A 26,473-nucleotide genomic window follows, 5' to 3' on the forward strand; every position below is an offset into this window, starting at 1 on the left:
AAAAGCGCGCTGGCGGTATGCCCTGAGTGTTTTGAAGTTGTTGCGACCGTTGGCTCAACGAAAAGAAACCAATCAGACACCCTTTTTTTTGCATCCTGACATGATCCGGAATTACCTGAAAATTGCCTTTCGAAATCTGGTTAAAAACAAGGTGTACAGCACGCTGACCCTGCTGGGTTTAGCCGTCGGAATGACCTGCGCCATCCTGCTGGGTTTGTACGTTCACGACGAATGGAACTACGACCGGTATCACACCCACGCCGACCGGATCAGCCGGATCAACCTGCACATCAAATGGGCGGAAAATGAATACAAGCTGGGCATTGCCTCGGCACCGATGGGGCCTGCCCTGCAACGGGAATACCCGGAAATCCGGAAGGTTCTGCGGGTAAAAACGGGCTCGGAAACCCTGTTCCGGGCGGGCGAAAAAGTCCTGTATGCAAGGAATAGTATTTACGCCGACTCGACGCTGTTCTCGTTTTTCGACTACGAATTTATCCAGGGTAGTCCGCAAACGGCCTTTCTACAACCCAATGAGGTGGTTCTGACGGAAAAACTGGCGGTCAATCTCTTTGGCACAACGGACAACGTGCTGGGGAAAACCGTTCTGGTGAAAGACAATTTGCCGGTTACGGTCGCGGGGGTGATCCGGGATGTTCCGGCCAACCACCACTTGAAATTTGAGGCCATATTGCCGTATTCGAACCAGAAAATGAGTGGGGTTAACCCGGACAAATGGGACAGTTTCAACTCGATGACCTACATTTTGCTGAACCAGCCCGACGACCGCCCGAAGCTGGAAGCGAAAATGCCGGCCTTTTATAAAAAGTACATCGCACCAAGCATAGGTGACGATGGCGGCAAACAGGTCAGCTTCCAGCTTACGTTTCAACCCTTAGCCGATATGCACCTGCGGTCGAGGGAGTTGATGGGCGAAGAAAACGGCGGTAATCTGGCCTATGTCTACACGTTTTCGGCCATCGCTTTATTCATTCTGCTGATTGCGGTGGTGAATTACATCAATCTGGCAACGGCCCGCTCCGCCGGGCGCGCGAAGGAAATTGGCATCCGGAAAGCCGTCGGCTCCCTTCCGCTCCAGCTTCTGGGGCAGTTTCTGGCTGAATCCATCTTGCTGTCGTATCTGGCCCTGTTTATCAGCTTGGGGTTGCTGTATGCCCTGCTTCCGGCTTTCAACTTCCTGACTGCCAAGACGCTGACGCTCAACCTGTGGACGGTGCAGACGGGGGTTCGACTCGCTGGTTTTGGGTTCGCCATCGGTTTGGTTAGTGGCCTTTACCCGGCTTTCATTCTCTCCCGCTTCAAGCCAGCCGCCGTATTGAAAGGAGCCTTTACAGCCCGGGGTCAGGGCGCTTTATTGCGGAAGTCGCTGGTGGTGGTTCAGTTTACGATTTCCATGGTGATGATGGTGGGGACCATCATCGTCTACCGCCAGTTACAGTACATGCGTCATACGCAGTTGGGCTTCCAGCAGGAGCAGGTGCTTACCATCCCGCTCAAAGCACCGGCGGTTCAGCAAACGGCTGCGGTTCTTAAAACCAAATTACAGCAGAGTTCCCTGATCAAAGGAGCCAGCCTGACCAACGGTACGGTGGGGGGCGGAATGAACGACAAAACCACCTTCAGTTTTTATGCGAAAGGAACCGAACTGCCGGTCAGTGCAGAGTACTTCTCCGTGGATCACGATTTCCTCAGCGTTCTGCAAATCAAGTTAAAAGAAGGCCGCAACTTTTCGCCGGATCTGGCCAGCGATTCGGCTGGAGCGGTGCTGGTCAATGAAGCGATGCTCCGGCGATTGGGCTGGAAAAACCGCACGGCCGGACTCATTGAGTTTGATACCCGGAAAATTCCGATTGCCGGCGTCATCCGGGATTTTCATCTGCGCTCCCTGCACAACAAAATCGAACCATTGGTGCTGGTTTTACACCCGGACCGGGGTGATAACCTGCTGGTTCGCGTGATGCCCCGGAACATCCCGGCTGCGCTGGCGTATGTGAAGACGGTTTATGAGGAGGTCAATCCCAATCAGCCGTTCGAATACACGTTTCTGGACCAGACTTTCGCCGAGCAATACCGCTCCGACGAGCAGAAAGGTGGGCTCTTCCTGGGCTTTTCGGGCATGGCCATCTTCATTGCCTGCCTCGGTCTGTTCGGGCTCGCAACGTTTACCGCCGAGCAGCGCACCAAAGAAATTGGCGTTCGGAAAGTGCTGGGGGCATCGGTGGCCAGCATCGTTGGCCTGCTGTCGAAAGACTTCCTGAAACTGGTGGGCATTTCGATCCTGATCGCGTCGCCCATTGCCTGGTATGGCATGAACCGCTGGCTCCAGGACTTTGCCTACAAAATCGACCTGGAATGGTGGGTATTTGCCCTGGCGGGTTTGCTGGCGATTGGCATCGCCTTATTAACCGTCAGCTTCCAAAGTATCAAAGCCGCTTTGATGAATCCGGTGAAGAGTTTGCGGAGTGAATGAAAAAGTGAATAATGAATATCGAATAACGAACACTGAATATCGAAGTCAAACACCGATAACCTGATCACTCACTTCCTTATTCACTACCGCGCGGGCGGCTCCGTCGTTATTCAGTGTTCGATATCAAAAACTATGAAGCCAACCCAGCCATCGCACCATCATCCGCCCCGCTGGGCCACCACCCTGCTCGACTGGCTGGGTGATCCCAATACCGTGGAGGAAGTCCAGGGTGATTTGCTGGAACTCTACGATTACTGGGTTAAAAACGTAGGCGAACGAAAAGCGCGTTGGCGGTATGTCCTGAGTGTTTTAAAGTTGTTACGACCGTTGGCCAAACGAAAATCATCTCCCGAATATCCTTCACCTTTTTTACTAAGTCCTGATATGATCCGGAATTATTTGAAAATCGCCCCCCGAAACCTCGCCAAAAGCAAGGGGTATTCGTTTATCAACATCACGGGTCTGGCTGCGGGCCTGGCGTGTACGGTCGTGATTTTCCTGGTGATCAGGCACGAAACCAGCTACGACCGGAACCACGCCAACGGAAGCCGGATTTACCGCGTTGAAACCGAAAATACCAAAGAAAAACACACCTATCCGGGCACCTTTACCGGCATGGCGAACGCTTTGCAGACGGATGTCCCCGAAGCAGAGCTCGTCGTTCCGATGTTCAAAGTTAAGGGCAGCATCTTTGCCGTTCCCTCGACCGACAAACGGTTTAAAGAATCGTTCGTATTCGCCGACAACAGGCTATTTCATTTACTGAACTATCAGTGGCTCGCGGGCAATGCCCGAACGGCGCTCTCGCAACCCAACACCGTTGTCTTAAGCCGGGCGTATGCCGAAAAATACTTTGGTACCACGGATGTCCTCAGCAAAATCATTCAGCTCGACAACAAACAGGATTTGATGGTGGCCGGTGTGCTGGAAAATCAGCCGTCCACAACCAGTTTCCCGTTCGATATGCTGGTTTCGTTTTCCACCCTCAAAAACACCAGCCCGGATTTCGATTTAAATGCGTGGAACGGATGGGGCGACAATTTCCAGGTGTTTGTGTTGCTAAAAAAAGGCATTGACCCCGCGCAACTGAACAAACGGTTTCGGTCGATCAGACTCAAATACATGGATAAAGAAGCGCTATCCACCAAAAACTTTTTGCTGAACCCCTTATCCCAACTCCATTACAGCAGCAACCTGAGTGGTCGGACGGCCAACCTCAGTTTACTCAAGACCCTGTCATTCGTTAGCGTGCTGGTGCTGCTGATTGCCTGCTTCAACTTCATTAACCTCAGCACCGCCCAGGCATTCAAACGGGCAAAAGAGGTCGGCATTCGCAAAGCCGTGGGCAGTAACCGTTGGTCGCTGGTCTATCAGTTTCTGACAGAGGCCGGGCTGATTACGTTTCTGGCGGTTTTGCTGGCCATCCTGCTCGCCCAAATTACCCTCTCGACCGTCGCTGGTATGCTGGCGGTTCCCCTCACCACGTCGGATTTGTTCTCGTGGCAAACCGGTTTGTTTGCTTTCATCCTGGCGGGCCTGACTACTTTGCTGGCGGGCGTTTATCCGGCGTTCCGGCTGTCAGGCATGGCACCGATCTGGGCGTTGAAAAACAATACATTAACGCAGGGAAAGCAGGGGTTTTCGTTGCGGCAGGGTTTGGTCGTCGTTCAGTTTACGGTTTCGCTGATTCTCATCAGCAGTGCGATGTTGATCAACCAGCAGCTTACTTTCTTCCGAAATGCAGATCTGGGCTTTAACAAAGCGGCCATTATTACCGTCGGATTACCCGACAACAAACCCGAAAAACTGCAAGCCCTGCGCAATCAACTGGCCGGGTCTTCGCAGATCAGGGACGTCAGTTTTTCGTTCAACAGCGCATCGGCAGAAAGCAACTGGATGCAGAGCATGCAATACCGAAAAGGTACCAAAGCCATCGACATCAGGACCCAGACGAAAATGGGCGATTCCCGTTATCTGGATACCTACGGCATCCCATTGCTGGCCGGGGAAAAACTCAGGGATACCGATACCGCTTCTGCAGCGCTCAAAGTCATTGTCAATGAAATATTCCTGAACCGATCGGGCATCAGCCGACCCGCCGAGGCCATTGGCCAGAAAGTATATTTCGGAGACAGTCAGGAGTTTGCAACGATCACTGGCGTGGCCCGGAACTTCAATGTCAACTCACTGCACCAGAAAATCGACCCGACACTGATCATGGTCGTACCAAAGAATTTTTACCAGGCAGGCATCAAACTGCAAACGGAGAATCCAACGGCCGAAACGATACAGGCGGCTTTGGCACACATTGAAAAGGTCTGGACAGCCACGTTCCCGAACCAGGTATTTGAGTATAGTTTTCTGGACGAAACGCTGGCGCAGGCCTACAAGTCGGAAACCCGGACAGCGCAACTCATTGACGCATCGACGTTTCTAGCGGTTTTGATTGCCTGTCTCGGTTTGTTCGGTCTGGCTACGTTTACCGCCGAGCAGCGCACCAAAGAAATCGGCGTTCGTAAAGTATTGGGCGCATCCGTAACCAGCATTATTACGCTGCTCTCCAGAGACTTCCTGAAACTGATTCTGATTGCCATCGTCCTGGCGTCACCGATTGCCTGGTATGCCATGAATCAATGGCTACAGAATTTCGAGTTCAAGATTGAGATCAGGTGGTGGGTATTTGCGCTAACGGGTCTGCTGATGGCGGGAATCGCCCTGCTGACGGTCAGTTTCCAAAGCATCAAAGCGGCTTTGATGAATCCGGTGAAGTCATTGCGTTCGGAATGAAAAGTTAATGAATGCTAAATATCAAATGTAAAATGATGAATGTAAAATGATAAAGGGCAGATGCCGCCGGGATACTTCATCATTCGTCACCGCGCGGGCGGCTTCTTTATTATTTAACATTCATCATTTTACATTTGATATTGAAAAAATATGAAGCCCATCAAACGGCCAGATCATCCAAAACCGCCCCGCTGGGCCACCACCCTGCTCGATTGGCTGGGCGATCCCAGCACCGTGGAGGAAGTGCAGGGTGACTTGCTGGAACTCTACGCGTATTGGGTCAAAACCGTGGGGGTGCGGAAAGCCCGCTGGCGGTATGGCCTGAGTGTTTTGAAGTTGTTGCGGCCACTGGCCAAACGAAACAAAGCCAATCACCCCCCCTTTTTTCTGCATCCTGCTATGATCCGGAATTACCTCACCATTGCCTGGCGGAACCTCATTCGCAACAAAACCTTCTCGTTGATCAACATCGCCGGACTGGCGCTCGGCATGGCTTCCAGCCTGCTCATTCTGCTCTGGATTCAGGATGAACTGCGCATCGGCAGGCAGAACGTCAATGCGGCCACCCTCTACCGGGTGATGGAACACGAAACCACCGACGGCCAGGTGGTGACGGATGAAGACACGCCCGGAATTCTGGCCGATGCACTCAAGAAGGAGTTTCCCGAGGTGGTGTATGCCGCCGGTTTGTCCGGAAAAGAAGAACACGTCCTGACGGTTGGCGACAAGGTTGCCCGACAGGCAGGGCACTTTGTTGGCAACGACTGGCTCACGATGTACAGCCTGCCACTCGTAGCCGGTTCGGCCAATACCGCTCTTCGCTCGCCCACCAGCCTGGTCATCTCGAAGAAACTGGCCGAAATCTATTTTGGTGATCCAAAGACTGCTCTGGGGAAATCCATCCGATTCGATAACCGAACCGACTATCAGGTAACGGCGGTTTTCGACAATTTACCCGTTCATTCCCTCGATCAGTACGATTTTCTGCTGAATTGGGAAGGCTATCTGAAACGGGAACCCTGGCTTCAGGAATGGGAAAATGCCGGGCCCAGAACCCGTCTGTTACTCCGCGCCGATGCGAATCCGGATCAGTTTAATGCCAAACTCAAAACGTTTCTGAAAGGCCGTAACAAAGACATTGGACCGAATTTCAATATTGAACTGTTTCTGCAACCGGAGACCGAAGCGTACCTGTATTCCCACTTCAAAAACGGCCAGCGCGACGGCGGCCGAATCGAATACGTGCGGCTTTTCAGCATCGTAGCGGTTTTTCTCCTGTTCATTGCCTGCATCAACTTCATGAACTTAGCCACGGCGCGGTCGGTGAAGCGGGCGCGGGAGGTGGGTGTCCGGAAAGTGGTCGGAGCCGAACGGTCATCGCTGATCGGGCAGTTTATGGGTGAAGCCCTGCTCCTGACCACGCTCTCACTCGGGCTGGCCCTTGGCCTGGTGCTGTTGACCTTGCCGGTTTTTAACCAGTTGACTGGAAAACACCTTGGCCTGCCGCTCGGCCAGCCAGTATTCTGGGCGGTGTTGTGTGGCCTCCTGATCGGAACGGGCGGTTTGGCAGGAAGTTATCCCGCCCTGTTTCTGTCGTCGCTCCATCCGGTACGTGTGCTGAAAGGAGCACTACGGTTTGGGGCCGGAGCGCAGTTGTTCCGGCGCGGACTGGTGGTGTTTCAGTTTGTGCTGTCGATGCTGCTCATCATCGGAACCGTAGTCATTTACCGGCAACTTCAGTACATCCAAACCAAAAACCTGGGGTATGAACGCGCGAACCTGATCCGGATTCCCAGTGAAGGCGAAATTGCGCAAAAATTTCCGCTCTTTAAGCAGGAATTGCAGCAACTGCCCGGCATTCAGGCGGTTTCGACCATGCAAACCAATCCGCTTTACAACGGCAATACAACCGAAGGCGTAAGCTGGACCGGGAAAGACCCCAGTGCGGCCATCTCGTTCAACAACACCGCAGTCGGCTATGATTTTGCCAGAACGATGAACGTAAAATTCGTTCGGGGACGCGATTTCTCCCCCGGTTTCGGTACCGATTCAACCAATTACCTCATCAACGAAGCTGCGGCCAAACGGATGGGTTACAAAGACCCCGTCGGGCAGCCGCTGACGTTCTGGCAAAAACCGGGCAAGATTATCGGCCTCATTGAAGACTTTCATTTCAACTCCCTGCACGATCCGATCAAACCGCTGATCATCCGCCTGGCCAACAACCATTATGGCAACATCCTGATTCGAACCCAGCCCGGCCAGACCCGACAGGCGTTGGCCAGCATCGAAGCCCTTTGCCAGAAACTGAACCCGACATTTCCGTTTACGTATTCCTTTGTCGATACCGACTATGCAAAGCTCTATACCAGCGAAACCGTCGTGGGAACGCTGTCTACGTTCTTTGCGATGCTGGCCATTTTCATTGCCTGCCTCGGTCTGTTTGGTTTAGCCGCCTTTATGGCTGAGCAACGCACGAAGGAAATTGGCGTTCGCAAAGTGTTGGGCGCATCGGTTGCCAGCCTTATAACCCTGCTCTCGCAGGATTTTCTGAAACTGGTTCTGATTGCCATCGTCATTGCGTCGCCCCTGGCCTGGGTGGCTATGAACCGCTGGTTAGCGGGTTTTGCCTATAAAATTGCTATCGAATGGTGGGTATTTGCGCTGGCGGGTCTGTTGTCGGTGGGCATTGCCCTGCTGACCGTCAGTTTCCAGAGCATCAAAGCCGCTTTGATGAATCCGGTGAAAAGTCTGCGAAGTGAATAAGTTAAATAACGAACACTAAATAACGAATACTGAATAACGAAGAGGCTTCGCAGACGTCCAGCCTTCATTATTCGTTATTCAGTATTCAGTATTCGTTATTCAGTATTCATTGCTCAATACTACCCCCCTGAAAAACCGCCATTACTGACGTCTCTCCCGTTGGCAGGCTTTCGATTTCGAGGGTATTTCCCGTTTCTTCCAGCAGTTTTTTGACGATAGCCAGCCCCAATCCGGAGCCTTGCTGCTCGTAGCTTTTGCGGTCGAACTGGACGTACGGTGCAATGCGGGCGATGTCTTCCGGTTTGAACGGTTGTCCACGGTTTACAATCGTTAACCGATAGGAATCACCTTCCCGGCGGCCCGTAATCCGAATGGGGTTTGATCCATCCGAAAACTTGTGTGCATTGTCGATCAGCTCATCCAGCACAATCCGCAGACCGGTTTCCGAAATACAGACCGAAGCCCCTGCCATCTCAATCTGACATTGAATAGGCTGATCGTGCCGCTCATTAACCGTGCGGATGTGATGATTTACCACATCAGAATCCAGTCGTGAAACGCCGTTGATAAACTGGATGGACGCCGGATTTTCCTGAAGATCCTCCATGAGCCGCAGGTTGTCCAGCGAACGTTTCAGCCGCAGACCACAGGTTTTAATCATGCCCAGCATCGACAGGCTATCTTCCTGATCGAATTCGTTGTAATGCTCCATCAGCAATGTAACGAAACCGAGAATGCCGCTCAGGGGCGTGTTGTATTCATGATTGGACATCCGGGTGATGGTCCGGCGGAGTTCTCCCAACCGGCTCTGCAGATCGGATTCCCGCAGTGCCTCGCGCTGAAGACGGCTTTCGATGGCCAGCAACAGACTCTCCAGCGTGAATGGTTTGGTCAGGTAATCATCCGCCCCCGAAATCATACCCCGGCGCACGTCGGCTTCCTCCGTTTTGGCCGTCAGAAAAATGAAGGGAACCGTTGCCAGTGACCGGTTGCTCCGGATGGCTTCCAGCACCTGGTATCCATCCATCTCCGGCATCATAATGTCGCACAGGATGAGGTCAGGCTGCGATACCATCGCCAGACTAATGCCTTCCCGCCCATTGGGTGCCGATTCCACGTCGTAGCCTTTCAGACTCAGTAAGGTGGTTACATTGTCCCGAATCGGGGTTTCGTCTTCAATCAGTACGATTCGCGTAGCCATAAGGGGTGGATTTTTAAGAGGTGAACAGACCGTGATTACGCCGACGGGCTGGAAGGGCTGGTGGGTTCGATGGGCAACCTAATGGCAAATGTTGATCCTGCCGTTTCCTGGCTTTCGACGGTGAGCGTTCCCCCGTGAAGCTCCACAAACTGGCGGGCAATCACCAGACCGAGTCCGGTGCCCTGAATGCTGGCCGTATTGCTGGCCCGGAAAAAGGTTTGGAAGAGCGAGGACAGTTCGTTGGCCGGGATGCCGATGCCTTCATCGATGACTTCAATGACCAACGTCTGCTGCTCAAACCGGATCACCAGGCCGGGATTGGCTTTTGAAAATTTAAAAGCATTGGACAGTAAATTGACCAAAACGTGGGTCATCAGCTTTTCATCCAGATACGCCCGGGACGACGGCCCGACCAACGAAACACGGACGGTTCGCGCGTCAGGCTGGTGGCTAAAATGACTGCCGATGATCTGCCGACACAACGTCAGCACATCGACCCATTGGGGATTGAAAGCCACTTTGCCCGATTCAATCTTGCCGATGGTGAGCATGTCCGAGAGCAGGCCGGTATAATTCTGAACCTGCTGCTGAATGACTTCCAAATAATTTTTGATGGCTGGTCTGGCGGTTTCCGGCGGTTGTTCCAGATACAGACGAATCAGATCGACACTGGTCTGGATGGTGGCCAGGGGCGTCCGGAACTCGTGCGATGCCGTCGAAACGACCTGCGATTTTAGCTTGCTGAGTTCCTGTTCGCGGGCCAGCGATTGCTGCAACACCAGTTCTTTCTCTTTCTGGCTGGTAATGTCGTTGGCAATCCCGATATACCGAACCGGCACGCCCTGGTTGTCTTTCATGACGAACGTCCGAATCAGAAGCCACCGGATTCCCTGGTGTATGCCTTTCACCCGGCATTGAACCGTCACTTCCTGCCCCTGCCGGTATTTTTCAAATTCAGCCAGCGTTGTAGCCCGGTCTTCTTCCAGAATCGTGTTTAGAAAAGAGTGCTCATCGCCAGGTACCTGCTGGCGTACAATCCCAAACACGCGTTCATACGCCGGATTGATGTACAGCAACCTGAACGGCTCCACCGAGTGAATCCAGAAGACCTCATCTACGTTTTCGGCAATCTCGCGAAACCGCTGTTCGCTCTCCCGCAGGGCATCTTCGGCCAGTTTTCGCTGGGTAATGTCCCGGGCCGACCCATACACCAGCTTGTCGATTCCGATGGCATTCCACTCAATGATCCGGTAGGTCCCGTCTTTTTTGCGAAACCGGTTAATCTGGTTGCGAACCGGCCGGTGCAGAATGCCCGTCAGCAGGTGTTGAAAAACGAATTTCTGTTCGTCGGGATGCAGCAAATGCAAAAACGGAATGGCCATCAGTTCGGCTTCCGTATATCCCAGCGCAGCCTGAAAAGCCTGATTGATTTTCGATATATTTCCCTGGCTATCGGAGATGCAGTGCATGTCCAGCGCCCCCACGAAGAAGGTATTCAGCTCCCGGTTTTTCTGTTTCAGTTTTTCTTCAGCCGCCTTGAGCAACGAAATATCCGTCGCCATACCCACATACCCCGTAATCTCCCCCTGCTCATTCTGCAGCGTGCTGGTGGTCAACAAAACCGGAAACCGCTTTCCTCCTTTGCCTTCAATCAGGCATTCGGTCTGAAAAAAACCCTGTTCCTGCAGGATCGGCTGGATCAGAAAAGCAGGCGGGGCCGTGGGCAGTTCGGCCTGGTAGGTCAGAATGGGAACCGGGGCTTCGGAAGTGTCAAAACGCGTCTGGGGATGTCTTCCAATGAGTTCGTCGGCCCGGTAGCCCGACACCTGTTCAACGGCCGGATTCGCCGTCAGCACCACGCCCTGCGTATCGGTTGAGATGATGGCCTGCCCGGCATTTTTGAGAATGGCATTTTGCAATGCCAGGAGTTGGCCGAGTTCCCGGGTTCGTTCCGCCACCCGCTGTTCAAGTTGTTCGGTATGCTGCTGCAGCCGTTCATTCAGGTATTGCTGGTAGATAACGATGGCCAGCTGACTGGCCACCTCGCCGGCAATCTGACGGTATTCTTCCGTAAAAAACCGGGGCGTGTGCGACAGCAGCACAAAAGCACCGATGTATTGCTGCTGGCTGAAGAGTGGGATAACGAGCAGCGACCGAAACCCCCGTTTATACAGGTTCAGTTCTGGTGGAATGCCCACGGAATCCGGTTGCAGGTGATCCAGCAGCCAGGATTGCCCACTCAGCAACGGTTCGACTTTAAACGGGTGGATGGGTAACCCGGGAGCCGTCCGGGTGGCCATTTCGTTACCCACCAGCCAGCTTTCGGCCTGCGCCAGGCCCGTTGCCTCGTTAAACCGGAAAACCACCAGTTGCTCGCACGGCACCAATTCCCGGACGTGCAGAAGGGCGGCTGCTTCGGGTCCCTGTTCGGTCAAACTCTGGTTGAGCAAGGCCCGTTCAATGGCCTGAAACCCCTGAAGACGCTGGTTCGTCCGGATCAATGTCTGGTTGATCCGGCGCAGTTGTTCATTTTTCTGGTGCAGTAGATCGGCCTGCTCCCGCAATGCCTGCTGCTGTTTTTGCAGGGGTGTAGTGTCCAGATACGTCAGCAACACCCCGTCGCCGATCCGGGTTAGATGGCCTTCTACCCACAAATCCAGCCCATCGGCCTGGTAATGCGTTTCGTAGTGTTTGGGAATCCCGGTTTGTAACACGTCCACGAGTCGCCCGAAGGAACCCTGTTCACGGGCCGAAGGGAAAATATCAAGTAGGTTGCGATTGATCAGTTGCTCAACGGATAGGCCCACCGTCCGGGCGTTGACGGGATTGGTTAAGGCATACCGAAAGTCTGTGGCGTCACCAGCCTCGTTCCGAACCGGGTGGAACAATGCCAGACCAGCCGGTAAATGCTCGACAATATTTTGCAGCAACTGAGTTTGTTGCGCTAGCGCCAGTTGGGCTTGTTTGGACTCGGTAATATCGAGGGCGGTGATAACGATCCCTTCGTATTTTCTGCTCACCGTAACATCCACCCAATTAATGGTGTTGCCGATCGGGTGTTGCCGTTCAAAGCGCTGGGTAATGCCGGTTTCCCAGGCCTGAACGTACCGGCTGAAAACGCCCGTATCGACGAAACTGGGAAAAACCTGAAGCATGGTCATCTGGCTAAACTCACCGGGACTCAGTGCTGCCATGTTCAGAGCGGCACGATTTCCCCAGATGTAGCGAAAGTCCGCGACCTGGTTGTTGTGAACAACAGGCTGGCAATACAGCACCGCAACCGGAATAACCTCCTGAAAGCTCTCCAGTTGTTGAGCCCGAAAGGTTTCATTCTGAAAAATCATACACGCTGAGTACCCCGTATATAGGTCAACAGGAGCTTTGCCTACAAAAGGGTAAGTACCTGAGTAGGGCAAAAATTGAGCCAGATCGCAGACCCTTTCCGGAATCCTTGCGTGCTCATTTTATTCGGAACGCAACGACTTCACGGGGTTCATCAAAGCGGCTTTGACGGACTCATAGGCTACCGTGAGCAGGGTGATGCCCGCGGTCAGCAACGCGGCCCCTGCAAAAATCCACCAACTCAATTCGATCCGGTATTCGTAGCTCCGGAGCCAGTGGGTCATGAGCCACCAGCCCAGCGGAGCGGCCACCAGAAAGCCCAGCAAAACCAGCTTGCCGAACTCCCGGCCAAACAGCCACAAAAGCTGAGCCTGAGTAGCCCCGAGCACTTTCCGAACACCAATTTCCTTCGTTTTCGATTCGGCCATGAAAGCCACCAAACCGTAGACGCCCAGACAACCAATCAGAATGGCCACCAGCGAAAAGGCTTGGATCAGCCCCAGCAGAACCCGTTCGGTCAGGTAAAATTCATTCACCAGATCGTCCACAAAAACCGCTTTGAAAACGTTTTCGGGAAACTGCCCATTCCAGGCTTTCTCAACCGCCTGCACTGTAGCGGACCGGTTGTTCGGAGCCACTTTCAAGGCCGCTATGGCAAAATCTGCGTGCGAATTGAGCAGGACCGTGGGCGGCACACTGCCGTGGACTTTGCCGATCTGAAAATCATTCACCACGCCCACCACGGTTTGGGTTCTCCCAAAAACCGTGAGCCGTTTGCCCAGGATGGCCGCAGGGGTTGGCAGGCCCAGTTGTTTGATCATGGCCTGATTCACCAGCGCTTCGTTGTTCGTCGAATCGTTGGTCCGAAAATTCCGCCCCACTACCAGCTTCAGGTCAAACAGCGGAACGTAGTCTTTGTCGCCCACTTTCACATTGACCGGAAATTTCTCCGGTTCCGGATGGCTGTCGTAGGTAAACGAAACCGGCGGCCGACGGTATGAAGCGGGGGGATCGCCCGCCAGCGCCACCTGTGCAACGCCGGGGAGTTGAGCCAGTTGTTCGCGCAGGGTCTGTTGCTTCAACGGGTTGGTAGTCGGCACCGGAACCGTCAGCACCGATTCTTTCGTGAAACCCAGATCGGCCTGCTGCATGTGCTGCACCTGCCTCGTCATGACAATGGCCCCAATCACGAAAAGTTGCGTAATAAAAAACTGCACGACCACCAGACCGCGCCGAACCGAAACGCCACCGACCTGCTGCGTCGTCAGCCGCCCGCGCAACGCCATCACCGGATTGAACCGCGACAAAATCAGGGCCGGGTAGAATCCCGCCAACAGAATGACCCCCAGAATCAGACCGCCAAACCACCACAACGCGTCGGGCCGAAACACATGCAGCACCGAGAGATCCGCGTTTAGTTTGTCCAAAGCCGAGTTCAACAGGGGCAGATTGAGTTGGGTCAACAGCAGGGCCAGCCCGACTGCCGCCAGCACCACCAGGGTGGTCTCGGTCATAAACTGGCCGATCAACTGCCCGCGCGTGCTTCCGATGGCTTTCCGAACGCCCACTTCTTTCGACCGTTTGATGGCACGGGCCGTGGCGACGTTGATGAAATTGATGCAGGCAGCCCCGACCAGAAACACGCCCAGGATGATCAGCGCATACAGAATGGGACGCGGGGCATGGCCGCCGTATTGGGGATTGTGGTTCAGGTCGCTCAGGGGCAGGGCTCGAAAATCAAGCCGTTTCGCTTCCGGCCCGGCCAGGTACTTCCGGCGAATGGCCGGAAAGGCCCCGGTCAACTGAGCAACGGAGGCCCCTTCCCGAAGCGTTACAAAGCACAGGGCAGCGGGCGCATTCCAGCGTTGCATGGCCTGTAAATCGCCCGTCAACACGGGAAAAGTCGCGTAGGAAACCAGCATCTCCAGAGGCAGCTTGGTATTGGACGGCGGGTTTTTAATGACGCCTGTAACGGTTAGATTCGTCTGGTTATCAAACCGCAGTGTACGGCCAACCGGGTCGGCATTGTCGAAGTATTTTTGGGCGTATCGTTCCGATAAAACAACCGTATTGGGCGCGTTCAGGGCGGTTTTCGGACTTCCCTTCACCCATTCCACCCCAAACACCTCAAAATACTGCGGTTCGACAAAACCGATGTTGCGTGACTCTTCGAACTTCTTTGCCAAACCGCCTTTTCCGTCCGGTATCCCGATGATTTTCCGAAACGCCAGTTCCAGGCGGACGGCGGTTTCTACGAACGGATAATCCCGGCGCAGCACATCGCCCAGCGGCCGGGGCGTTGCATCGCTTGGAACCACGTTATCATGACGGATGTCCGTCACGACCCAGTAGGTCCGGTCGGCCTTGGCGTGATACCGGTCGAAACTGAACAGCCAGTCAACCAGCAGAAAAATCATCAGGCCACTCGCCAGACCGACGGCCAATCCAACCGTACTGATGGCGCTCGAAAGCCGGTTGCGCCAAAGGTTCCGCAGGGAAATCAAAAGGTAATTGCTGAGCATAGTTGGGTTAAGAATAAACATTAAAGAAGAATCATCCGATTTAAACGGCCATCCGGCCGAACGTCGGCCCGGCCGGGGTTTTAAAAATCCCAGCACATCCCGCCAATACCGCCATCTGGCCCGCCGTTCGCCAATGCGTTTTACCTGAAAGGCAAACTCCTCGTGCAAATCGCCCTGTACCTCCTCCAGCCGGTGGGGAGAACAAAAGAATCGGAGGAACTGGTCGGCGAGTTTTGGGGGAGCAGGTATCACTTCAACCTTTTTAATGTAAAATGTTAAATGATGAATGTTAAATATAAAAGGATGCGCGGAGCCTAATTCCTTTGACATTCATCATTTGAAATTTATCGTTTAAAATTCTTTTCATTCCGCTTTCAAACTCTTCACCGGATTCATCAAAGCCGCTTTGATACTCTGGAAACTGATCGTCAGCACGGCCACCGAAACTGCCAAACCAGCCGTCAAAACGAGCATCCACCACTCCATCTCAATGGCGTAAGCGAACCCTTCCAGCCAGCGGCTCATCGCCCACCAGGCCAGTGGTGAAGCCAGCAGCGTCGCGATGATCACCAGACGGAGAAAGTCTCGGGACAGCAAAAGAACCACGGCCGAAACCGTTGCCCCCAACACCTTGCGAATCCCGACTTCCTTGATGCGCAGTTGAGCCGCGTAAGCCGATAAACCAAACAAGCCCAGACAGGAAATGAAAATCGCAAAAACCGCAAAAACCGTCAGCACATTGCCTACGCGTTGTTCTGAATCGTAGAGCCGGGCCAGTTTTTCGTCCAGAAAGGTGTACCTAAACAGGCTTTGGGGCGATAAACGAGCCAGGGTTGACCGGGTAAATTGCAACGTTTCGGGTAGCTTATTGCCTTTGATTTTCAGCAAAAAGTAGTTGGCCTGACCGGGATGCTGAACAATCACCAGCGGTTCGACGGCACTATGCAGGGAAGCAAAATGAAAATCATTGACAACGCCCACAATCTCGCCCGTATCACCCAGTGAAACCATTTTCTGGCCAATCGGCGACTGTAATTTAAGCGCTTTCACAGCCGCTTCGTTCAGAATATAAGGGAAGTGAGCACCTTCGGTTTTCCGCCCGAAATTGCTCCCGGTTTTCAGTCCAATTTTCAGCACCGGAAGCATGTGTTCATCGGCCCACATAAACCGCATCTGACTGGCATCGTCGGCTTTTTCTAACGGGGTGAGCATATCGGTACTAAACCGGTCGCCGGGCAGAACTGAAATCAGGGCCACATCCGTGATCGCGGAATTTTTCAGCCATTCATTCTGAATCGTAGACACTTTTTCGTGCATTTCCTGACCATAAAGTTTTACGGCCACGACCTGTTCCTGATCGAAGCCCAGCTTCTTGTTCTGGAAAAACTGCATTTGCCGGTACACCACGATGGTACTGAAAATCATGAAAACCGAGACCGCAAACTGGAAAACAATCAACCCTTTGCGCACCAGTGTCACCGACGAAACCGAATTCTTCCTGCCTTTCAGGGAAGTAACCGGCTCGAAATTGGAGATGAACCACGCGGGATACAGGCCAGCAACCAGGCTGATCAATCCGGCCAGCAGCAGCATAATGACAACATTTGCCGTGTTGAAAAACTGCCCAAACTGAAGGTTTTTAGCCGTGAGCGCGTTGTAAAACGGAATCGCCAGCCGGAACAGCAGGAGCGCCAGAACCGCGGCCGTCAGCGTCAGCAGGAACGATTCGCCCAGAAATTGTTTCACCAACTGTTCTTTCCGGGCACCCAGCACTTTCCGTACACCCACCTCCTTCATCCGGTTAAAGGCCTGCGCCGTTGCCATGTTGATGAAGTTGACCGACGCCACCAGCAAGATAAACAGAGCCGCCAACGCAAACACATATACGTACAGAATGTCGCTGTTCGGACCCATTTCCTTTTCCAGCTTCGAATGCAGGTGAATGGCCGTGATGGGCTGAAGGTGCGTCTTCCGGGTCGCCAGAATGTCTTTCCGGTTTTCGCCCGCTACCTCGTAGAATTTCACCATAAACGCCGGTAGTCGCGCTTCCACTTCCGACAGCGAGGCATTGCGGTTCAGCAGCACGTAGTTGTAAAATCCCGACCAGCTCCGGTTTTCCAGCGACCTTTTATCGGCAAAGCGATAGTAGGTGGACATGGAAATCAGGTAGTCAAATTGCAGGTGAGTCGGAAACGAAAAGTCGCTGATCACCCCCGTCACGGTCAACGGGCGTTTGTCCAGATCATCCTGAATCACTTGGCCCAGCGGTTCGTCGTCGCCGAAGTATTTTTTGGCCGTTGCTTCGGTCAGCACAATGCCATCGACCTGTTTCAAAGCCGTTTGCGGATCTCCTTTGACAAACACCAGATCAAACACCTCGACCGCCGTCGAGTCGGCATAAAAACCGCGTTTCTCTTCAAACTGCCGAAGTTCACCGCCCGACGGTGCATAACTGAACACCCGATCGGGATAAGGACGATGGAAACGCGCCAGGGTCTGAATAGCGGGGATTTGCTGCTTCATTTCCACGCCGATGATGGGCGACGTAGCGGCCCAGATCCGGCTTTTCTCACCAATATTCTCCGTGGTAATCCGGAAAATGCGGTCGGCTTTCGTAAAGCCTTTGTCGTAACTCAGTTCCTCCTTGACGTGGAGAATGATGAGCAAACCGCACGCCAGCCCCAGCGCCAGTCCGGTGATCGTAAGTGTGCTATTCAGTCGATAGCGAAGCAGGTTCCGCCAGGCAATTTTGAAGTAATTCCGGATCATACTGGGGTTCGTTAATGAGGTTGTTGAATCGTCGCTCGATTTTCTTCGAATGGCAAACAGGGTTACAAATCCCAGCACATCCCGCCAATACCGCCATCTGGCCCGCCGTTCGCCGATGCGTTTTACCTGAAAGGCAAACTCCTCGTGCAAATCGCCCTGAATCTCCTCCAGCCGGTGGGGAGAACAAAAGAATCGGAGGAGCTGGTCGGCGAGTTTTGGGGGAGCAGGTATCACTTCAACCTTTTTAATTTAAAATGTTAAATGATGAATGTTAAATATAAAAGGATGAGCATCGCCTAACTCCTTTGACATTCATCATTTGAAATTTACTATTTATCATTTCCCTTATTTCATTCGCTTCGCAGACTCTTCACCGGATTCATCAAAGCCGCTTTTATCGCCTGAAAACTGACCGTCAATACCGTAATGGCCAACGCGCCAAAGCTGGCGGTTGCGAAAATCCACCAGGAAATTTCAGTCCGGTATTCGTATTTCTGGAGCCAGTCGTTCAGGAAATACCACGCAATCGGCGACGAAAGCAGGCACGAAATAATGACCAGCAGCACGAAATCTTTCGACAACAATCCCCAGAGATTGGCGACCGAAGCCCCCAGCACCTTTCGAACCCCGATTTCCTTCGTACGCTGCTCCGCGACGAAAGACGCCAGACCGAAGATGCCCAGACAACTGATGAAAATGGCCAGGCCCGCAAAGAAGCTTGCCAGTTTGCCGATGCGTTCCTCAGCCGCGAATTTGGCCGCAAACTCCTGGTCGGCAAACTTGTACTCGAATGGGGCGTCGGGATTGATCTTTTTGAAAACCGTCTCCAGTTTTTCCAGCGCCAGCCCGGCGCTCATCGCCGGATTTAGCTTGATGTGGATGAAATTTAGCGTCCGTTCGTGGGTGTTCATCATAAAAACCGTCGGCATCACCGGCTCGAAAGGCGATTTCATAACCATGTCTTTCACAACCCCGATTACTTTCCAGTTCTGATCGTGCCAGCGGATGATTTCGCCAACCGGTTTTTGGAGACCAATCTGTTTAACGGCCGCTTCGTTCAGGACAAACGTCATCGAATCCGTCGAAAATTGGCGGGAAAAACCACGCCCTTCTTTTATTTTCCACCCTACCACATCGCCAAATTCTGGTGTCACACAGATGGTACCGAAAGCCGAGGTCTGATTCGGATTCTTGCCCCGCCATTCCAGGTTATTGGCCGACGACCAGATGTTGGTGGCCGGGCTCGACGCTTCGGCCATGTTGGCAACGGCTCCGGTGGCCAGCAATTCGTTTCGGAGCGCATCATAACGCCCCTGAAGCTCGGGCGTATTCATGGTGATGTTGATCAATCCTTCGCGGTTATAGCCAATCGGACGGTTTTTGGCGAATTGAATCTGCCGGAAAACAATGATCGTTCCGATGATGAGTGTCACCGAAACCGTAAACTGAACCACAACCAGCACTTGGCGGGGAATCGACGCCAGACGACCGATATTAAAAGTTCCCTTGAGCACTTTAATGGGCTGAAAAGAAGACAGATAGAGGGCCGGATAGCTACCCGCAACGATGCCCGTAAAGAGACTAAAGCCGATGCTCAACAACCAGAACCAGGCATCCGACCACAGCATCGTCATCTGCTTGTCGGCCACGTCGTTAAAAATCGGCAGAACAAGTTGGACCAACGCCAAGGACAGCACAAAGGACAAGGCAACGACCAGAAACGATTCGCTAAAAAACTGACCGATAATCTGGCTTCGCTGCGACCCAATCGCTTTCCGAATGCCAACTTCTTTCGCCCGTTTCTGCGACCGTGCGGTGCTGAGATTCATGAAGTTAATGCACGCCAGCAACAGCACAAAAACGCCAATGACGCCAAAAAGCCAGACAAACTGGATGCGTCCACCGCTATTCACGCCGTTTTTAAACTCCGAATACAAATGCCAGCGGTTCATGGGATGCAAAAAAAGAGCGGGCTGCGCTTTACTATCCGTATGCTGGCGAAAGACGTTCTCGATTTTCCGGGAAACATCGTCAAAACGGCTGTTCGGATTCAGTTGCGCAAAAATCTCGAACGAACTGCTGCGCCAGTTATTCAGATACGAGCGTTCGGTATCTTCGGAGAAAATCAGTTCGATGGGTGCCACGAAAGCCAGGTCTTTCAGCAAGGTATTGTGCGGCAAATCTTCGTAAACGCCCGTCACCTGTACCGTGTGTTTATTGCCGACTTTAATGGCTTTATGGAGCGGGTCAACGGCACCAAAAAGGGCTTTGGCAGTTGATTCAGAAAGTAATATCGAAGCCGGCTCTTTCAGACCAAGCCGTGTGCCACTGCGCATTTTCAGCGTCATCATCTCCGGGAAATCCGGTTCGGCAAAACTGCCGGCCCGGGTAAGTTTCTGATCCTGAAACGCCAGAATCTGTTCCGCCCAGGAATACGCCACAACGGATTTGAAATCGTCCGGGTATTTTGTTCGCAGTTCCCGACTCAACGGAAACGGCAACGCGCCATAGGTTTGGATGCCCTGTTCGAGTGTCTGGTTTTCGAGCACCTGCGCAATCCGGTCGTGATTTTGATGGGATTGATTAAACGATAGCTCATCATAAATCCATAAGCCAATGAGCATGGCAACGGCCATGCCCACCGATAAACCAACAATATTAATGGCCGAATAGCCCTTGTTGCTCAGGAGATTCCGCCAGGCGATTTTAAAATAATTCCGGATCATGCTTGGGTTCGTTAATGAGGTTGTTGAATACTCCGTTGATTTTCTTCGAATGGCAAACAGGGTCAAAAATCCCAGCACATCCCGCCAATACCGCCATCTGGCCCGTCGTTCGCCGATGCGTTTCACCTGAAAGGCAAACTCCTCGTGCAAATCGCCCTGAATCTCCTCCAAGCGGTGGGGAGAACAAAAGAATTTGAGCAGTCGATCGGCGAGTTTTGGGGGAGCAGGTATCACTTCAACCTTTTTAATTTAAAATGTTAAATGATGAATGTTAAATATAAAAGGGTAAGTACCGCCTAACTCCTTTGACATTCATCATTTGAAATTTACTATTTATCATTTCCCTTATTTCATTCACTTCTCAAACTCTTCACCGGATTCATCAAAGCCGCTTTCACGGCCTGGTAACCGACTGTCAATAAAGTAATTACTGTAANGTAAGTACCGCCTAACTCCTTTGACATTCATCATTTGAAATTTACTATTTATCATTTCCCTTATTTCATTCACTTCTCAAACTCTTCACCGGATTCATCAAAGCCGCTTTCACGGCCTGGTAACCGACTGTCAATAAAGTAATTACTGTAATCGACAATCCGGCGATAATGAACACACCCCAGCCTAAATCGACATGGTAGGCAAAGTTGTGCAGCCATTGATTGAGTGCCCAGCCGATGACCGGAAAAGCGATCAGGAGCGCAATCAGCAACAGCTTCAGGAAATCCACCGACAGCATCAGGGCGACATTGCCGACTGTGGCACCCACCACTTTTCGAATGCCGATTTCCTTCTGCCGCCGTTGGGCCGTAAAAGCCGCTAAACCGAACAGGCCCAGACAGGAAATGAGGATGGTGAGTCCGGCAAAATACCGTGACAGGACACCGATTCGACGCTCGGCGGCATAGAGCGCCTGGTAGTTTTCGTCCAGAAACTGGTAGTCAAAAACGAGGCCCTGGTGATGGGCTTCGAATACCTTCTGAATGCGCGCAATCGTCTGTTGTTCCGTGCCGCCCTGCATCTTCACCATGATGTTGGGCATGACCGGATAGACCTGGAAAAAGCACGGTTTCACGGTTTCGTACAGCGATTCGAAGTTGAAGTTTCTGACCACGCCCACAATCTGCCGCTCCCGATCCCAAAATTTGACGGTTTTGCCAATCGGATCTTTCAATCCCATGCTTTTAATAGCCGCTTCGTTGAAAATAATTTCGTTGTACGAACCCGGGCTGTTGGAAAAACCGCGGCCTTCTTTCAGTTCCATGCCGAGGGTTTCGATGAAGTTATATCCCACTTCCAGATTAGCAAACTCGATGTCTTTGCCCGGCGGTTTTCCCGGCCATTGAAACCCGGAAATCGCCCCGTGGCCACCCGTCAGGTTGTGGTAATAACTCGACGCATTGACCACGCCCGGAATCGTTTTGATTTCGGCCAGAAAGCCCTCTGCCGATTTCAGCTTGACAGAATCCATTTCCAGCGGAATTTCGAAATGAATAATGTTCTCCCGGTTGTAGCCCAGATTTTTGGTCTGGATATACTTAATTTGCCGATACACTACCAGAACCGAGACGATAAACAGGATGGAAACCGTGAATTGAAACACCACCAGGCCTTTTCTGACCATCAACTCGCCAACCGACGTTTTGAGTTTGCCTTTCAATACCGCCGTTGGATTGAAACCGGAAAGATACAAAGCCGGGTAACTGCCGGCGATTAAACCGGTCAATACCGTGATGCCGACAATCGACAGCAGCAGCGTGCCGTCAAACTCCAGACTGATGTGCTTGCCCGTAATCAAATTGAATTGTGGAAGCAACAGAATCAGGAGAAAAACCGCTATAATGAGCGACAGAAAAGCCATCAAAAGAGATTCGCCCAGGTATTGAAAAACCAGCGAACTGCGCAGGGCTCCCACCACTTTTTTGATGCCCACTTCTTTGATTCGCCCTGATGCTTTTGCCGTCGACAAATTCATAAAATTGATGCAGGCAATGAGCAGAATGAAGACCGCGATGATCGAAAACAGTTTTACATACGTAATCCGTCCGCCAACTGGTTTGCCATTTTCAAACTGTCCGTGGAGGTATTTATCGGAATACCGGATTGCGAATAATTGCGTCTTTGTTTTATCTTTTGTCTGCAAAAAATCCCTGATTTTTGCGTTAAATCGGTCTAAATCGGCACCTTCCCGCAAAACCAGAAACGTACTCGGGTCGCTGTTCCCCCAGTTTTCCATACCGGGTCGTCTGACAAAAAAGACGTTAAAACTGAACAGAAGATCAAACGGTTCGGTCGAATTGGCCGGGCTATTGGCGAAAACACCCCCCACGCGGTAAGTCCCGCTGAATTCCTCGTGATCCCATTTGACGGCCTTGCCAAGCACATCTGTCGTAGTACCAAACAGTTTTATAGCCAGTTCCTCGGAAAGTGCAACGGTATGGTTATCCGAAAAAATGCTGTTTTTATCTCCCTGAAGAAATGGGCAGGTAAAGACATTAAAATAATCCTTCCCGACAAACTGCCCACCCGATTTTAGCCGGGTTTCGCCTACAGAAATGATCCCTTTGCTGGAAAACCAGGACGCCGGAACCACCGTTACAGCATGCTCGACTTCGGGCATTTCGGTCGCCAGCGCATCCGCCAGAAGACCGGGCGTATGATTGATGGTGTTCACGTCATCTTCGTGAAAATGATTGGCCATGACCTGAAAAAGCTGCTCGTCTTTTTCGTTGTATGTATCCATTTGTAATTCATCCTTTACCCACAGATAAATCAACAAGGTACAGGCTAAACCGGTAGACAAACCGACCAGGTTAAGTGCCGTAAACTGACGGTCTTTCGTCAAATTTCGCCAGGCAATTTTGAAATGATTCCGGAACATAATCGGGTTCGCTAGATGCGTTTTTGAATCTTCTTTTGACCTTTTTTTACTCGCAAACGACAGCACAAATCCCAGCACATCCCACCAATACCGCACCCTCGCCCGCCGTTCGCCCACCCGCCGAAGCTGGTACTGAAACTCCTCGTGCAAATCGCCCTGAATCTCCTCCAGGCGGTGGGGAGCGCAGCAAAATTTCAGGAGATGGTCGGCGAGTTGGGGTGGTTGCATAGAGTTATGAGTGAAGAGTTAAGAATTATGAGTTGGCTGACGCACTTAACTCATAATTCTTAACTCTTAATTCTTCATTCCGAGCGCAGCGAGCGAACAGGATTCACCAAAGCCGCTTTGATACTCTGGAAACTGACCGTCAGAAGAGCAACGGCAACGGCCAGAAAACCGGCCAGCCCGAAAACCCACCATTCCAGATCGATCCGGTAGGCAAAATCGGCCAGCCACTCCTTCATGGCATACCAGCCCATCGGCGTGGCAATCAGAATGGCGACGAAAACCAACCGCAGAAAGTCTTTGGAAAGCAGCGCTACGATGCTGGCAACGGATGCACCCAGCACCTTGCGAACGCCGATTTCCTTGGTACGCTGGAGCGTAGTAAAAGCCGCCAGACCGAACAGGCCCAGACAAGCAATGAAAACCGCCAGCCCCGCGAAAATGCCAAACAGTTGTCCAATCCGCTGCTCAGCCTGATACATCTTGTTAAACCGCTCATCCAGAAATGAATACGAGAAAGGCATATCGGTTTCGGCTTTCCAGTTTTGCTCCAGCATTTTGAGCAAAGCGGGGACGTTGTCGGTGCGGATGCGCAGGGCCATCTGGTACCAGTCTCCGCCGTAAAACATGATCAGGGGCGCAATGTGCTGGTGCATGGATTCAAAGTGAAAATCCTTCGTTACCCCGACCACCGTGTAGGTTTGCCGGTCGCCCGGACTACCGTCGCCCACGGTAGTGATGCGCTGTCCAACCGGGTTTTTCCAGCCAAACTGCCGGACGGCAGCTTCGTTGACCAGTACCGCAGCACTGTCGCCCGAAAACGCTTTGGAGAAGTTCCGGCCCAATGCCACCCCGATACCCAGCGTGGGCAGATACTGCTCGTCGATCCGGTAGGTTTTCAGCCGGAAAGGCACTGTTTCCGTGGGTGCGTTCACATCCCGAAAACCGTCGACGCCCTGGTTGGAACGGCCCGCCGGCAGGTAACCCGCCAGACTGGCACTGACGATTTGTGATTGCTTCGCCAGTTCGCTTCTGAACGTCTTCAGTTTATCGCCCAGCACGTAAGTGTCGTGCAGAATCAGCACCTGCTCTTTGTCAAAACCGACTTTTTTGTTCTGAATGAACCGCAGTTGCTGATAGACGACCAGCGTTCCGATGATCATGCCGATGGAAACGACGAACTGCACCGTAACGAGGGTATTCCGTAACCAGCCGCTGCGCACCCCGGATAAGAGTTTGCCTTTCAGCACACTAACCGGTTTGAACGATGACAGGAAAAAAGCCGGATAGCTGCCCGCCAACAGCCCAACCAGCAAACTGCCCATCAGGGTGTAGCCCATCAGGCGGACATTCAACAGCGTCCCCAGATCGAACGCTTTATTAGCCAGTTGATTGAACGTCGGCAGCGCAACGGCCACCAAAACCCCAGCCACCACGAGCGCCAGAAACGTGATCAAAACCGATTCGGACAGGAATTGGCGAATCAACTGCTGCTGTACCGACCCCAGCACTTTGCGAATGCCGACCTCCTTGGCCCGATTGGCCGACCCGGCCGTCGACAGGTTCATGAAATTGATGCAGGCCAGCAGCAGAATAAAAACCGCAATGGCCGAAAAAATATAGACGTATTTGGGATCGCTGTTCGCTTCGAGTTCGTTCTCCCAATTGGGTCCCAGGTGAATGTCCGTGACGGGCTGAAACCGGAACCCCATCCGGTCGCCTTTCCGGAGGTATTCGTCGTAGGTCATGCCCAGAAACTCCGGCACCTCCGGCCCCATGTATTTGCGGACAATGTTTGGGCTTTGGGCCGCCAGTTGCGCCACCGAATAGCCTTCCCGCAGCAATAGGTACGTATGCGACCCGCTGGCCAGCCATTTTTCTCCCTGCCGAATCGAGCGATACGAGCCGAAGAAGTCGTAATGAAAGTGACTATTGGAAGGCACATCCCGGCAAACGCCCGTGACCCGAAAAAGGCCCTTGGTGCCCATCGTCAGGCTTTTGCCCACCGGATTCTGATCGCCAAAATACTTCCGGGCGGTCGATTCGGTGAGGACGACGGTATTGGGTTCGGTCAACGCCGTCTTTACGTTCCCTTTCAACAGCGGAATCGAAAAAACCGCGAAGAAATTGGAATCGGCAAACACCACCCGTTCTTCCTTAAACCGCTCGTTGCCGGATTTGATCACAAACGTTCCTTCACTTTCCAGCCGCGTGAAAGCTTCTACGCCCGGATAATCGCGCAACATAGCGGCCCCCGCCAGCGCGGGGGCATACGCCATGTTCATTTCCTTGCCGCCCAGGCGGATGTGCATCGTCATGCGGAACAGCCGGTCGGCTTTCGTATTGTAGCGGTCGTAACTCAGCTCGTCCTGTACAAACAGGACAATGAGCAGACAGGTGGCCAGACCAACGGCCAGACCGGCGATGTTGATGGCCGAAAACACTTTTTTCCGCCAGAGATTCCGCCAGGCAATTTTGAAGTAATTTTGGATCATTATCGGGTTTGTTAGATGCGTTGTTGAATACTCAATTGACTTTCTTTTAAGCGCAAACGACAGAATAAACCCCAGCACATTCCACCAATACTGTCTCCTCGCTCTCGGTTTCCCCACCCGCCGAAGCTGGTATTGAATCTCCTCGTGCAAATCGCCCTGTACCTCCTCCAGCCGGTGGGGAGCGCAGCAAAATTTCAGGAGTCGGTCGGCGAGTTGGGGCGGTTTCATGTTGTTTAGCTATCGAATACTGAATAATGAACAACGAATATCG

10 protein-coding genes are annotated in these 26,473 nt (G+C 52.6%); 3 read left to right on the forward strand and 7 right to left on the reverse strand.

Annotated elements, in window-relative coordinates:
• The 3 genes from FH871_RS22205 to FH871_RS22215 all read left to right on the forward strand — a co-directional run.
• A partial coding sequence (locus FH871_RS22205) for an ABC transporter permease (RefSeq protein WP_138993635.1) occupies positions 1-2,491 on the forward strand: 2,491 nt, incomplete at its 5' end.
• Positions 2,492-2,623: 132 nt separating this feature from the next.
• Positions 2,624-5,278, forward strand: coding sequence for an ABC transporter permease (locus tag FH871_RS22210; protein ID WP_138993636.1), 2,655 nt, complete (start codon positions 2,624-2,626; stop codon positions 5,276-5,278).
• A 150-nt stretch (positions 5,279-5,428) separates the two neighbouring features.
• Entirely contained in the window at positions 5,429-8,044 is a 2,616-nt protein-coding gene (locus FH871_RS22215) for an ABC transporter permease (protein WP_229317475.1), read from the forward strand.
• Between the two features lie 106 nt (positions 8,045-8,150).
• Here FH871_RS22215 and FH871_RS22220 read toward each other — a convergent pair whose 3' ends face one another.
• The 7 genes from FH871_RS22220 to FH871_RS22250 form a co-directional block, all read right to left on the reverse strand.
• Positions 8,151-9,245 carry a response regulator gene (locus FH871_RS22220; RefSeq protein ID WP_138993637.1) on the reverse strand — a complete coding sequence of 365 codons (1,095 nt, stop codon included), beginning with the start codon at positions 9,243-9,245 and terminating at the stop codon, positions 8,151-8,153.
• A 35-nt stretch (positions 9,246-9,280) separates the two neighbouring features.
• Positions 9,281-12,589: a PAS domain S-box protein gene (locus FH871_RS22225; protein ID WP_138993638.1), complete on the reverse strand. Its 3,309-nt coding sequence runs from the start codon at positions 12,587-12,589 to the stop codon at positions 9,281-9,283.
• Positions 12,590-12,709: 120 nt separating this feature from the next.
• Positions 12,710-15,361 carry an ABC transporter permease gene (locus FH871_RS22230; protein ID WP_229317477.1) on the reverse strand — a complete coding sequence of 884 codons (2,652 nt, stop codon included), beginning with the start codon at positions 15,359-15,361 and terminating at the stop codon, positions 12,710-12,712.
• Positions 15,362-15,472: 111 nt separating this feature from the next.
• Positions 15,473-18,112: an FtsX-like permease family protein gene (locus FH871_RS22235; protein WP_229317479.1), complete on the reverse strand. Its 2,640-nt coding sequence runs from the start codon at positions 18,110-18,112 to the stop codon at positions 15,473-15,475.
• 116 nt (positions 18,113-18,228) lie between these two features.
• Positions 18,229-20,838, reverse strand: a complete 2,610-nt coding sequence (locus FH871_RS22240) for an ABC transporter permease (protein WP_138993639.1) — start codon at positions 20,836-20,838, stop codon at positions 18,229-18,231.
• A 268-nt stretch (positions 20,839-21,106) separates the two neighbouring features.
• Positions 21,107-23,710, reverse strand: a complete 2,604-nt coding sequence (locus tag FH871_RS22245; RefSeq protein WP_229317481.1) for a permease prefix domain 2-containing transporter — start codon at positions 23,708-23,710, stop codon at positions 21,107-21,109.
• Positions 23,711-23,784: 74 nt separating this feature from the next.
• Positions 23,785-26,430, reverse strand: a complete 2,646-nt coding sequence (locus tag FH871_RS22250) for an ABC transporter permease (RefSeq protein ID WP_138993640.1) — start codon at positions 26,428-26,430, stop codon at positions 23,785-23,787.
• Between the last annotated feature and the right edge of the window lie 43 nt (positions 26,431-26,473).

The sequence above is a fragment of the Larkinella sp. C7 genome, from assembly GCF_006149005.1.
GTDB lineage: Bacteria > Bacteroidota > Bacteroidia > Cytophagales > Spirosomataceae > Larkinella.